This window comes from Bombella apis (assembly GCF_018221685.1).
In the GTDB taxonomy this organism is placed as follows: Bacteria; Pseudomonadota; Alphaproteobacteria; order Acetobacterales; family Acetobacteraceae; genus Bombella; species Bombella apis.
In genome coordinates, this window is sequence record NZ_JAGJTM010000001.1 from 177424 (window position 1) to 190178 (window position 12755).

The following is a 12755-nucleotide window of genomic DNA, read 5'->3' on the forward strand; positions in this document are numbered from 1 at the left end:
CCCACCTTCGGGGCAGAGAGGGGCGCCAGAACAAAGGGCCGTTACCCCTGTTCCATGCGGTCCATCGTCTGCCGCAGGGGATACAGAGCCATCTGATGAATGACAGCTGCCGCATTGGTGACCTGGAAACTCAGCGTCTCCAGAGGGTTGGCCGGATAGATCAGGGCCGTGCCGACGGACATGCCCTCATTGGCGAAGACCTCCAGCGTACAGGCATCCAGCACGATCCGCAGGTTGAAACGGCGGCTGCCCGGGACAAGGGCAGAAGAGAAGGTGCCCGTGAAGAAGGGATGGGTAAAGCCATGCAGGTTGCTCCTGTCCAGCCAGAGCTGGCAGGAGAAACCATCAAAACCGATGCTCAGGCTCTCTCCCTGATGGTTGGAGAAGGCCACGACAAAACGTCCGGCACGCCCATGGTCTCCATCTGGCAGGGTACTGCCCCGGTCTTCCAGAGAGACATCCAGCAGCAGCTCCACGGCCTCGCCGGTAGGCAGAGACACCTGCCGACTGCTCTGGGGCTCCAGACGGGACAGGGTGAATGGGATGGCAGGACGCCGCAGGGCCTCCAGAGCATAAGGAGTCTGGGCGATACGCAGCCAGCCTGATGTGTCACGCCGCAGCACAACCTTGCGAGGAATGGTCATGACGCCACGCCAGCTTTTGTTGGGCAGCTCCTCACAATATTGCCAGTTGTCCAGCCAGGCGACATAGACCGTCTGGTTGCCCGGCATGTTCTCGTAAGTCTGGAGGGCGTAGCTGTCCTTGCCGAAATCTGTCAGATCCACGATCGTATCATCCGGCGTGAAGCGCTCACCATCGAACTGGCCGACAAAATACTGCGTGATGCTGCCCCCCTGCGGTCCACCGGGATTGATGGACACGAACAGGACCCAGCGTTTTTCACCGGGCGTCTCGCCTTCCACCTCTACCTCGGCCAGCCCCGGACATTCATAATCCACGCCAGTAATGCCAGATGGGCCAAAATCGCTCAGATGCATCCAGTGTTTCAGGTCGAATGACCCATAAAAGGACACCTTGTGCTCCCGGGAGCGCACCACGACCATGACCCATTTTTCAGTCGGGGCATGCCAGAACACCTTGGGGTCACGGAAGGAATTGTGCCCGATATCCAGCACCGGGTTCCCTTCATAATCCTTCAGCGTCTGCCCTCCGTCAGGGCTCCAGGCGATATACTGCGTCTGCCGCTGCGGCGTTGCCCGTGTATAGATGGCGACCAGGCCGCCCGCCATTGGCGGCAGGGCCGGAGACATGGGGACGGGTGACTGCTCGCGGGAGACAGGATCATCCCCCAGCTCCTTCAGCAGGCTGGGGGAGGAATTCGCCCCTTTCAGAAGATCGTGCGACTGCCTGTCCACAAGGCGCCGTGCCTGCTCATCCTCCGGCAATGACGGAAAAAGCTGGGCGGCCTTCTGGGCAGCTGTCTCGACCGACCCCGGCTGAGGCTTGTCCTGCGTGCGGGGCGGAAACAGACCAGAACGGTTGTCCCTGTCCAGCACGGCACAGCCGCTGTAGGCCTCTCCGGCTTCCGTCTCCCGAATCGCAATCGGCAGATCCTGCCATGTATAGAGGTCCGTGCTGACGGCATGGCCCCAGTGCACATGGCCTGCATAAGGCCCAAACGGATTGTACTGGTAATAGAGATGGTAATAGCGTCCATCAAAGATCAGCCCGTTCGGATCATTCATGAACCCGGTGGAGGGTGAAAAATGGATGCGGGGGCGGTACTGCTTGTCGGCCAGTGTCTCATGCACGGGCTGCGGAGCCGCCGCCGCCGCATTGCCCGGCTCGGCATGGGCATTGTTGGGCTGTGCCGGTGCGGCGCTGCCTCCACCCCCAACGGCTGCACGGGCTCTGCCATTGCCCAGAAGGGCACCTGCCGCCAGAAATGATCCCAGAACCATACGTCGATTGACGGTCATCCTCTGACCCCCCTCTCTACGATCTGATGGAGATGGCCCTGTCCGAAGGCCTGCCGGGAAAATGCCTCTTTCCAGCCCTCTCTGGCAAGCCATTCCTTGACCGTGACACGGAACGGACATCTTTCCCTGGTGCCACGCATTGGCAGCCCGGACCTTCTGTTTTACCGTCCCCCTGTACCAGCGGCCCCATACAGGGCACGCTTTCGCCACCATGATGCCACAGCCTTGCAGGGACACCGCCCGATGAAACGCCTTGATCCTTTCCTGATGTGCCTGATCGGCGCTGTTCTGCTGGCCTCCTTCCTGCCCTGCCCTGTTGTGTGGCAGCCCTGGCTCTCCCGCCTGACATCACTGCTCATCATGCTGATGTTCTTCTTCCAGGGAGCAAAGCTGAAACGCCGTGCATTGCTCGACAGCGTGAAAAACTGGCGGTTGCAGGGCTGCACGCTGCTCATCACCTTTGCCGTGTTCCCCCTGCTCGGGGCAGGCATGTCCTGGCTCGCCCACCGGCTGTCCTCCACCGGTTTTCTGGGGCCGGACCTCTGGGCCGGGATGCTGTTCCTCTGCTGCCTGCCCTCCACCATACAGTCCTCCATTGCCCTGACCTCCATGGCCCGGGGCAACGTCCCGGCCGCCATCTGTGCGGCCACGGTCTCGAACATTCTGGGCATCCTCATCACCCCCCTGCTCTGTGGCCTTTTCTTTGATCACGGCAGCAGTGGCGGGTCTGGTCTTCAGACCATCCTGAACGTGGCAGAAGAACTGCTCCTGCCCTTCATTCTGGGCCAGTGCGTGCAACGCTGGCTGGGGCCGGTTGTCCACCGCCACAAGTTTCTCATCTCATGCAGTGACCGTGGCTCAATCATCGTGCTGGTCTATTCCGCCTTCAGTGCAGCGGTGCTTCAGGGGCTGTGGCATCGCATTCCGCTCATCCTGCTGGCCGGTGTCGGGGTGGCGGATGCCCTGCTGCTCGCCCTGGCCCTCGGGCTCACCTATCTGCTGGGCCGGATGATGGGCCAGAGCATCGAGGATGACATCACGTTACAGTTCTGCGGCTCCAAGAAGGCCCTGACATCCGGCGTGACCATGGCCAGCGTCATCTTTCCCGGTTCGGCCGGAATCATCGTCCTGCCGCTGATGATCTTCCACCAGCTCCAGCTCTTTGTCTGCACCGTCATCGCCCGCCATTATGCACAGCGTCCCCAGCAGCCGCCCGAAACCTGACCAGCTCCACTGGAACGGGCTTGCCTTCCGCCGAAGGACAGGGCACCCATGAAGGTTTCCTTCCCCTTTTCGTCATGGAGACAGACGTGCCACGTCATCCTGCCGAACAGCCCTCCATACGCCGTACTTACCGTGACCGCCTCCATGCCCATCTGGTCCTGACGGGCACGTTGCGGGAGAGCCTGCTGGAACTGCTCAGCCGTCCGGCCGCTCCCCCCCCTCTCCAGCACTGGATCACCACCATCCTGGACCAGAACCGGGAGCAGGAGCGGCAGGTCGCCCACCTCCTCCGCACGCATGGGGAAAAACCCCGCAACGACTCCGACACGCTCTCTGGCCTGCTGGACACGGTGGTGACCTGCTTTCCCTCGGGGGATGTGCCTGTCCATCTTCTGGGCGTGATGCTGGACATTGCGGGCTGCATCGCCCGGCTGCGTACCTCCCTTGCCCTGCTCCTGCTGCTGGCAGAAAAACTCTCCCTGACAGAGGATGCCGCCATCCTCACGGAGCTGCGCCAGAACAGCCGGAATGCGTCCCGCAGCCTCAAGGAAGTCCTGCCTGCGCTGCTGACGGACGAAGACTGAGGCTCAACAGAAAAGGGGCTGCACGACCCGGCGTGCAGCCCCTTCCTTTTCATCAGACGATCTGCCTGAGATTACTTTTCGACAGTCCCGGCAAGCAGGCCTGCGAGCGTGCGGGCAAAGCCGCTGGGGTCGGGCAGGGCCTCGCCTTCCTGAACACGGGCAAGGTCCAGAAGGATGCGGGCATGTTCTGCGACGCTCTCGCCCTTCTCCACACGTTCGGCCAGCGCACGGATGAGCGGATGGCGGGGGTTGATCTCCAGCACCGGCGGCAGGGCAGGCATCTCCTGACCGGAACGGCGCATGAGACGCTGCATGGCCAGGTCCGGCCCCCCCTCGCTCGTCATCACCACGGCACTGCCTGTCAGACGTACGGTGCTGCGGACATCCTTCACCGCTTCGCCAAGAGCGTCCTTCAGGGCGGGGGTCAGCTTCTCGACATTGGCTGCTTCGCCCTGCTCCTCGGCTTCCGGTGCGAACTTCTCGAGATCACCATGCGCCTGGGCCACGGAACGGAAGGTCTTGTCCTTGTAGGAATGGAGACGGTCCGGCCAGAAGCTGTCCACGGCATCAGACAGCAGCAGGACTTCCAGCCCACGGGCACGGAACCCTTCCAGCTGGGCGGAGGCCCTGAGGGCCTTCAGATTGTCCCCGACCAGATAATAGATGGTCTCCTGCTCCGGCTTCATGCGGCTGATATAGTCGTCCAGCGTCGTCAGCTCATCATCATGTGTGGAGTGGAAGCGGGAGAACTCGGCAATTTCCTGCCGGTGTTCGGAATCTTCCCACAGCCCTTCCTTGATGACGAGGCCGAAATTGTTCCAGAAACCGGTGAAGGACTCGCCACCTTCCTGCGCCCGTTTCTTGATCTCGCTGATGACACGCTTGGTCACGGCCTTGCGGATGCGGGCCAGAACCGGCGTGGACTGGAGCATCTCGCGGGAGACGTTCAGCGGCAGGTCATCCGTATCGACCACACCCTGCACGAAACGCAGCCAGTTCGGCACCAGACTGGCTTCATCCGTGATGAACATGCGCTTCACATGCAGGTGCAGGCGGCTTTCACGGCTGCTCTGCTCCATGAAGTCGAACGGACGGGCACCGGGAAGGAACAGCAGGGAAGCGAACTCGACCGTGCCTTCGGCCTTCCAGTGCAGCGTGGCGTACGGCTCATCAAACGCACGGGCCACATGGCGGTAGAACTCGGTATATTCCTCGGACGTGATCTCGGATTTCGGACGCAGCCAGAGGGCCTTGCCCTCGTTGATGGTCTCTTCCTTCTCCTTGCCATCCTCGTCCGGCTCGTGCAGCACGACTGGCCAGGCGATGTGATCGGCCCATTTGCGGATGATGCTGCGCAGGCGCCACGGATCGATGAATTCCTCAGCATCATCCTTCATGTGCAGGACGATGTCCGTGCCCGGGCGGTCACGCTCGGCAGGGCCAAGGCTGTAGGAGCCCTTGCCTTCGGACACCCAGCGGGCGGCCACATCCTCACCGGCACGGCGGGAGACAACATCCACCTTGTCCGCCACCATGAAGGCGGAATAGAAACCCACACCGAACTGACCGATCAGGTTCGGACGCTCCTCCGGCTTGGCATTGCTCAGCTTCTCACCAAACGCCTTGGTGCCGGAACGGGCAATGGTGCCAAGATTCTGGGTCAGCTCTTCCGGACTCATCCCCAGTCCGTCATCGGACAGCGTGATGGTCTTTGCGTCCTTGTCGGTGGAAATATGGATGGACGGGACCTCCGGCAGGGACAGGGCCGGGTTGGTCAGGGCCTCGAACCGCCGCTTGTCCATGGCATCAGCCGCATTGGCGACCAGCTCACGCAGAAAGATTTCCCGATCGGAATAAAGGGAATGGACAACCAGATCGAGCAGCTGCCCGACCTCGGCACTGAAACTGTGCTGCTGCATCTCCGCTGCGTTTTTGCCATCACTCATGATGCGTTGCTCTCCTCCAAAATGGCAGGCTCCGTATGTGCTCCATCTTCGGCGGCCAGCCTGCCCCGCCGCTGAAAGATGGAGCAGATATGGGAGAGGCCTCCCCGGCTTTCAAGCATCCCCGCACCGGGGGAGACCTCAAGCTCCAGCATCATGATGACGGGATGTATGGCCTAGACGAGACCGAGCGATGTTCCTTCATCCACCACGATGGCCGAGCCGTGCAGGGCCACCGCCCCCGGGCTGGCAAGGAACTGCACCACGGCAGCGATGTCCTCCGGCGAGGAGAAGGTCCGCTTGCTGGGATTGGCCTCCGCCACGGCCCTGAGGGCATCCACCTGTGAGGGATCGTTGATCAGCGCATCATGCATGGAGGTCTTCACGCGGCCCGGTTCCACGGCATTGATGTTGATGCCCAGCGGGCCGAGCTCGAGGGCCAGACTGCGGACCAGAGCCGTGGCCGCCGCCTTGCTGGCGGCATAGCCCGCATAGCCGGCAAAACTGTAAAATCCGCAGATGGACGAAATGGCCACGACCTTCCCGCCCGGCACGTCACCCTCTTTCTGCCGGATGAAAGGCAGGGCGGCCTGCACGATGTGCCACATGCCATTGACGTTGATGCGCATCACCCTGTCGAACGCATCGGGTGTTTCATCCGTGATGGGCGTGTTGAAGAAAACACCTGCGGAATGGACCAGCACGTCCAGCAGGCCTACCCTGTCGCTGATGGTCTTCAGCAGGGCCTTCACGGCATCAAAATCCGTGATGTTCACCCCATGAGCACAGACCTGCACGTCGTGCCCGGCCTCACGCCCGGCAGCCTGCACCGCCTGCACGGCCTTGGTGTAGTCACGCTCCGGGCTGCTGCCCAGCAGGATGAGGCTGTCCCCCGCCCGGGCGAACGTCTCTGCACTTGCTAGCCCGATACCGGACGTTCCCCCGGTTACCAGTACGGTTCTGCCCTGTGCCATGATCCAGCTCCTCCCCTATATCTCATCACGCATGGCCCTGAATGGCCATCGCACCCAGATAATGGGCAGGTCGGCATGGCTTGTCCACCATGCCGCCCCGGAGCCGGTCCTGTCAGAACATCCCTCCCCCCAGACGGATTCCTTCGGTCGGACGGGCTTTGGCAAGATACGGCCCTCCTGCCAGGACCTCGACCGACACGAACAGCGGCTGTTTCCTGCCCGGATGCACCGGTAGCACGAGGCGGGCCGCCCCGTTTGTCCAGCGGCAGGGGGCAGCCTCCTGTACATCCCAGCCATCCTGCCGGGGTGCAGAGAGGAATTCCGTCACATTTTTCCGTTCTCCATCCTCCCAGAAGAGCTGTATCTGGCTGACAAGCACCCCGAGCCAGCGTCTGTCATCCACAAACGGACCGATGACATCACAGGGGCGACTGACACGGGAGACAAGCAATATCTCGTTGCATCCTTCGGAAAGGCGGAACAGGTAACGCTGCCCCGCCTGCCGCACCAGCGGCAGGGTCTGACCGGAAGGAGTCAGGGCGATCAGATCCGGCTCATCCACCAGCTCGCCCGGCTTCTCCATCCGGCCTCCAGACCTCCGCCGGATCGCCTCATGCAGGGGCTCCACAAATGTCCGGCTGACCCCCAGCGGAGCGGCGGCATCCGTCTCCCAACAGCCCCGGGCCCCTTCCGCCCACTGCCCCGCCTGGGAGACAAATCCCTGCCGGTTGCCCGTATCCAGGTAACTTTCTGTCAGGGCTCCATCCGCCTCGACAATGGCGTGCGGCTCTACGGCGAAATGCCAGTACTCGTACTCCTCAAGGCTCCGGTCATAGACAATGGAACTGCCGTTGACCAACATGCGGACCGGCACGAAGTGCCCTTCCAGCAGGAGGCAGTGCTCCGACGTCACCAGCATGTCCTTGTGGGGGATATTGGCCCCCAGGGCGCCACGACGGATGCGCACTGGCCAGCCAGCTTCATCATCTGGCAGAGCTGGCTGAACAGTCACACGGCCCTGGCCTACCCACTTTACCCGCCTGAAGCCCTGCGGCTGGCCATCCGGTGCAAAAACGGCCACGGCATCCCCCACCGTCAGCACCTCCACGGGCACGTCACCCGTCTCGGTCCGGATCAGGCTGCCAGCCAGATAGCAGGTGATGACACCATTCCTGCCATCATCATGACCGTTGTTGCGGCTGAACGTATAGCCATACCCCGTGAGCCCACCCAAAAAATCCGTCTGCGGTTTGCCATTGACCCTCAGATTGAACGGGTCCCCTTCCAGCGTGGTCGTCCGTCCGACGTTGATGAGGCCCAGTGCGCTCACGCCATCACCAATCACGGTCTGGTTCGTCGAAGGCTTATAGACAGCTCCCACCGACTGGGTGTTGGGGAAATCCATGACAAAATTGGGCGGAATTCTGGTTGTGGGATTGCCCTGCGCATCCACGAATTTCACGGGGAAATCGACACTCACGCCAAAGCCCTGTGACTCTATCCGCAGCTCGCCAGCATTGGGGCCTACCGTGATGGTCGAGCCCAGCGAAGCACTGAGCAGGGTGGACTGGATAACCAGCCGCCCCCCATTCAGGGTCAGCCCGTTCACCACCCCGACATTGACCAGGCCACCCCCGACATAGGCCGTGGCCCCGCCCTGAACGGTAATGGTACAGTCTCCCCGCAACTGACCCAGGATCGACGACAGATCCACCTTCACCGGATCATTGGGCGGTGTCTGATCTGTTCGGGTTACGACAATGGAAGAAATGGCCCCCAAGCCCACCAGGCTGGAAAGAGACCCGCTGCTGTAAACGGTAGCCGTTCCGGCTGACACCCTGACCAACGCCGTTGCCATAAGATAACCTGACCTTCATCATGTTCGATGACAGGGCCGCCTTAAGGCAACAGGGGTTAAAAAAAGATTACAGGTAAGCTCCTGTTGATCAAATAATGTTGAAATAAACCATTTTCCGTTCTCATATTAAAGGAATATTTACAGCAACCTTTTCCTGAAACACCCCAGAAAGAACTTAATCTGGGAAAGAATCTGTCACAGTAACCTGTTTTTCTTTAAAAAAGGGGAGGGAACAGCCCGCCGGCCAAGCCAGAGCCGGCAGGGCAGGCTGTTACCATTATTTCAGAACCAGCTCCTGATTCCGAACGTGAAACGGGCCTCACTTGCCCGCTCGCCTCGCTTCCGGGCCATGTGGCGTCCCTGGGTGAGGGGGGAATCATATGTAACAGCCACATAGGGAGCCATCTTGCGCCAGACCTCATACCGCAGGCGCAACCCGGTATCGATGTCCGACAGGCCTGATCCGACCTGTCGCCGGGGATCGGCCCGGCTATACAGATTCAGCTCCACCTGTGGCTGGAGAATCAGCCTGTTGGTCAGCAGGATGTCGTAAGACCCTTCAAACCGTCCCGCCACGCCACGGTCACTGAAATAACCGGTCGCCTGCACCTCAAACTGGTACAGGGCCAGTCCCTCCACACCAACCGCTCCCCAGGCACGGGTCGGACCACTGTCCAGGTCCAGCCGGAGGCCCCCCTGAAGGTTGAAATAGGTGGATATGGCCCGGCTGTAGAGCAGTTCCTGGTCTCCGTCACGGACCCTGCCTTTCGTCATGGTGCCTTCACTCTTCAGCCAGAGGCGGTTGTAGTCGCCACCATACCAGGCCTCCCCATCCCAACGGAGTGAAGACCGGCCACCCGCCTGGTAGCGCCCCTCAAACTCATCCAGCACACCATGGAACCAGCGGCCCATGTCCATGGCCTGCATATGATGGCCAATATCCACGACAGGGCCGGGGGCATCAACAGCCCTGTGAACGACATGCGGTGTTTTCTTCCGCACCTGGTAAGGCGCTGGCGGGGCTTTCTGCACAGCCGGAGGCGCCGTGGTCGGCATCTCCATGTCTGCCATGTCCGACATATCCATATCATCCATGGCCATTCCGGACATGTCATGAGCCATCGTCTGGCCCGGTCGGGCCGATCCAGCCATATCATCCATGGCCTGGGCTGGCAGGGCCAGAAAGCAGGCGACAAGCCCCAGGGGCAGCATGTCTTTTCCCATCATGAGATGACCACCTCCCGGAACATGCCTGTCTGCATGTGATACATGAGATGGCAGTGATAAGCCCACACACCCGGCGCATCCGCCGTGACCAGAACACTCATGCGGGACCCCGGCTGTGAAATGACGGTATGTTTCAGGGGACGGTGCTGGTCATCCGCCCCATTTTCCAGCTCACTCCACAGGCCATGAAGGTGAAGGGGATGTTCCATCATCGTGTCATTGATGACCGTGAACCGGACCCGCTCACCACGGGCCAGATGGATCGGCCCGGATTCGGAATATTTCCGGCCATTGAACCCCCATATGTACCGTTCCATGTTGCCTGTGAGGTGCAGGATGATTTCTCGTGAAGGCGGTCGCTGGTCTGGCGGCGGACGCAACGCCACCAGATCACTGTAGGCCAGAACCCGGCGGCCCGTTCCCTCCAGCCCATCTCCCGGACTGCCGACACGCTCCACCGGATGGGTGGCGATGTTCTGGTTTTCCACATTCAGGGGGGGCGGGCCGGGATCATCAATTTCATCCGCCGGAGTCCGCTCCACGGGAGGGGACATGGGCATGTCCCCCATCGCCTTCATGCCCTTCATCATGGGCATGGCCATGCCCATGTCCACCATCCCCCGCACGGGCCGGGGGTCCATGGGAGGGACAGGCCCCAACAGGCCAGGGCGAGGTGTCAGCGTGCCACGGGCATGGCCGGTGCGGTCCTCGCTCTGGGCAAAGATCGTGTAAGGCTGTGCCTGCAACGGCGTCACCATCACGACATATGTTTCCCCTGGAGCAATGCGGAACTCATCCACCGGCACGGACACGACAGGATTCCCGTCCGCCTCCACAACCTGCATCTCCAGCCCCGGGATGCGGACATCAAACAGCGTCATGGCCGCGGCATTGATGACCCGCAGGCACACACGCTCACCGGGGCGGAACAGGCCGCTCCATCCCTGTGCCGGGGCCTCACCATTCATGAGATAGGTATAGATGGCACCGCTGACATCCGAGATGTCCGTTGCACTCATCCTCATGCGGGACCATTGCAGGCGACTCTTCAGAGCGGGTATCAGCCCTCCAGCCCGGCGGCTTTCCTCCGGCAGGGACGCAAGGCTGCGCTGCCGGAAATTGTAGTAATCATCCTGCATCTTGAGATTGTTGATGATCTGGCTGGCAGACACATCCGACCAGTCCGACAGCAGGACCGTATGATCCCTGTCCGCCCTCGGCAGCAGCGAAGCACCAGCTGGCTCGATAATCAGGGCACCATAGAGACCGGATGATTCCTGGTGCCCCATATGGCTGTGATACCAGTATGTCCCACTCTGAAGGACCGGAAAGGAATAGGTGAACCGTCCGCCTGCCGGAATCCCGGCAAAACTCAACCCCGGAACACCATCCTGATCACTTGGCAGGCGGACACCATGCCAGTGCAGGGATGTTGGCTCATCCATGTGATTATGAACGTGGATGCGGACATCCCGCCCTTCCTGCCAACGCAGAACCGGGCCGGGCATCTGGCCATTGACGCAATATCCTACCCCGGTGCGGCCTGCGATACGGACATTGCGGCGGGTGATGTGCAGGTCCATCTCCAGCGGGGGCACTGCCCCGGCCGTGGCGGCCGCAGCCCGGCCCAGCCTTGGAAGAGCCATGAGCGGACCAGCTGCGCCCAGCCCGCCCAGAAACTGGCGGCGCAGCAAAACATGACGTGACATGACAAACTACCTGAAAAACGTGACACAGAAATGCCGCCCGGAAACAGGCAGCACAGAGACAGGTCAGACAGGCAGGATTGCTGGAGGGCGCCAGGGAAGCACGACAGCAGAACGCAGCAGCAGCCTGACATCGTGAAACGGGACCGCCCTCTGCCAGAGACCGGCCGGTTCCAGCCTCTGCCCCTCCGGCAACAGGCCGGCTTCACAGACAGCATGGTGACTCTGGCAGCAGGGAGCAATATCCTCTTCCGCATCCGGCCGGGAAGAAACAGCCGCCTCCATCACCATGCCCCCCCCCGGCGGAACCATCACGGCATCAGGAGAAGCGATGTCACGGGCAGGCAGAAGCTGATGCGCAGGCGCGGACATCATCATGCCGTCCACCATGGCCATGGGCATGACAAAAGACGGCAGCTGCATCATCAGGTACAGCACCACTCCCATCATCATGCAAAAAAACCGCCCAACAGACATGAAATGCCTTTTCTCGCTCCGGAACGGACACCAGATCAGGAAGGTTCCTCCCCTGTGGGAAGACAGTCCCCTGCCATCCCTTATCATGAAACGGGATTTTTTATGAGCGAAACCCTCGTCCTCCCTCTCACCGGCCTGAAATGTGATGGCTGTGTCCGCTCTCTGACCCGTGCCCTTGAAGCCTCTCCGGCCATCGAGACGGCCACCGTCACGCTCGACCCGCCACAGGCACACATCATTTTCACTGGCCCCGCCCTCTCCAGGGAAGACTGTGCGCTCCTCATCCAGAAGGCCGGTTTCGGGACGGTCTGAAGAAAAAACCACCGGGGTCCATGGCCCTCCGGTGGTTCTTCAATATCCATGTCACCGCCCTGGACAGGCGGTCATGTCATGGCGGATCAGAAAAGTCCGCCGCCCTTGGGCAACAGGCTGCCTGTCAGGAAGGCCTGCACCGCACCGTCGCGGTAGCCCTGCGTCCCGACATAACCACCGGACAGACCCAGCATTGCGCCCGTCAGGCCACCAACCGTCAGTCCCAGGATCACGCCGACAGCCTCGGCGATCACGCCGACACCGATGACACCGCCCGTACCGTTGGCACCACCATTGGCACCACCCGTGAGACCACCAACGGCTGCACCGACGATACCATCCACGACGCCGCCAACGAGGCTGTCCGCAAAACCAAGCGAAGCGCGCACAGGAAAAAGACCAGTGCTGCTATTGCTGCTTCCTGAAGAAGCCGTCCCGTCGCGGTAGCCGAAAAGACCACCACCAGATACCGCGCCAAGCTCGTTAAAAGAAAGTTCACGCATCATCCAG

The 12755-nt window shown here is 61.3% G+C and carries 11 protein-coding genes; 3 read left to right on the forward strand and 8 right to left on the reverse strand.

Annotation, left to right across the window (positions count from 1 at the left end):
* Positions 1–41 precede the first annotated feature (41 nt).
* Positions 42–1940 carry a glycoside hydrolase family 32 protein gene (locus J8Z04_RS00775; protein WP_081562421.1) on the reverse strand — a complete coding sequence of 633 codons (1899 nt, stop codon included), beginning with the start codon at positions 1938–1940 and terminating at the stop codon, positions 42–44.
* A gap of 243 nt (positions 1941–2183) precedes the next feature.
* Between J8Z04_RS00775 and J8Z04_RS00780 the strand changes: the two genes are divergently transcribed.
* A complete protein-coding gene (locus tag J8Z04_RS00780) occupies positions 2184–3164 on the forward strand; it encodes a bile acid:sodium symporter family protein (protein ID WP_192848684.1) in 981 nt (326 codons plus the stop codon).
* An 86-nt stretch (positions 3165–3250) separates the two neighbouring features.
* The gene (locus tag J8Z04_RS00785) at positions 3251–3748 is read left to right on the forward strand and encodes a DUF892 family protein (RefSeq protein ID WP_143539845.1); all 498 of its coding nucleotides are present in this window, start codon (positions 3251–3253) and stop codon (positions 3746–3748) included.
* A 71-nt stretch (positions 3749–3819) separates the two neighbouring features.
* Here J8Z04_RS00785 and htpG read toward each other — a convergent pair whose 3' ends face one another.
* The 6 genes from htpG to J8Z04_RS00815 form a co-directional block, all read right to left on the reverse strand.
* Complete coding sequence (gene htpG / locus J8Z04_RS00790; RefSeq protein WP_043559091.1) at positions 3820–5694, reverse strand: molecular chaperone HtpG; 1875 nt, start codon at positions 5692–5694, stop codon at positions 3820–3822.
* A gap of 173 nt (positions 5695–5867) precedes the next feature.
* Positions 5868–6665: an SDR family NAD(P)-dependent oxidoreductase gene (locus tag J8Z04_RS00795; protein WP_192848683.1), complete on the reverse strand. Its 798-nt coding sequence runs from the start codon at positions 6663–6665 to the stop codon at positions 5868–5870.
* A gap of 112 nt (positions 6666–6777) precedes the next feature.
* Positions 6778–8523 (reverse strand): Hint domain-containing protein, encoded by a 1746-nt coding sequence (locus tag J8Z04_RS00800; protein WP_192848682.1) that lies wholly within the window; start codon positions 8521–8523, stop codon positions 6778–6780.
* A 282-nt stretch (positions 8524–8805) separates the two neighbouring features.
* Positions 8806–9585 (reverse strand): copper resistance protein B, encoded by a 780-nt coding sequence (locus J8Z04_RS00805; RefSeq protein WP_408610234.1) that lies wholly within the window; start codon positions 9583–9585, stop codon positions 8806–8808.
* A 161-nt stretch (positions 9586–9746) separates the two neighbouring features.
* Positions 9747–11459, reverse strand: coding sequence for a copper resistance system multicopper oxidase (locus J8Z04_RS00810; protein WP_192848681.1), 1713 nt, complete (start codon positions 11457–11459; stop codon positions 9747–9749).
* Between the two features lie 63 nt (positions 11460–11522).
* Positions 11523–11909, reverse strand: a complete 387-nt coding sequence (locus tag J8Z04_RS00815) for a hypothetical protein (RefSeq protein WP_152332651.1) — start codon at positions 11907–11909, stop codon at positions 11523–11525.
* Between the two features lie 126 nt (positions 11910–12035).
* On the opposite strand from J8Z04_RS00815, the gene J8Z04_RS00820 reads away from it, so the two are divergent.
* Positions 12036–12245, forward strand: coding sequence for a heavy-metal-associated domain-containing protein (locus tag J8Z04_RS00820; protein WP_043559101.1), 210 nt, complete (start codon positions 12036–12038; stop codon positions 12243–12245).
* Positions 12246–12331: 86 nt separating this feature from the next.
* On the opposite strand, the gene J8Z04_RS00825 is transcribed toward J8Z04_RS00820, so the two are convergent.
* Entirely contained in the window at positions 12332–12751 is a 420-nt protein-coding gene (locus J8Z04_RS00825; RefSeq protein WP_043559103.1) for a hypothetical protein, read from the reverse strand.
* Between the last annotated feature and the right edge of the window lie 4 nt (positions 12752–12755).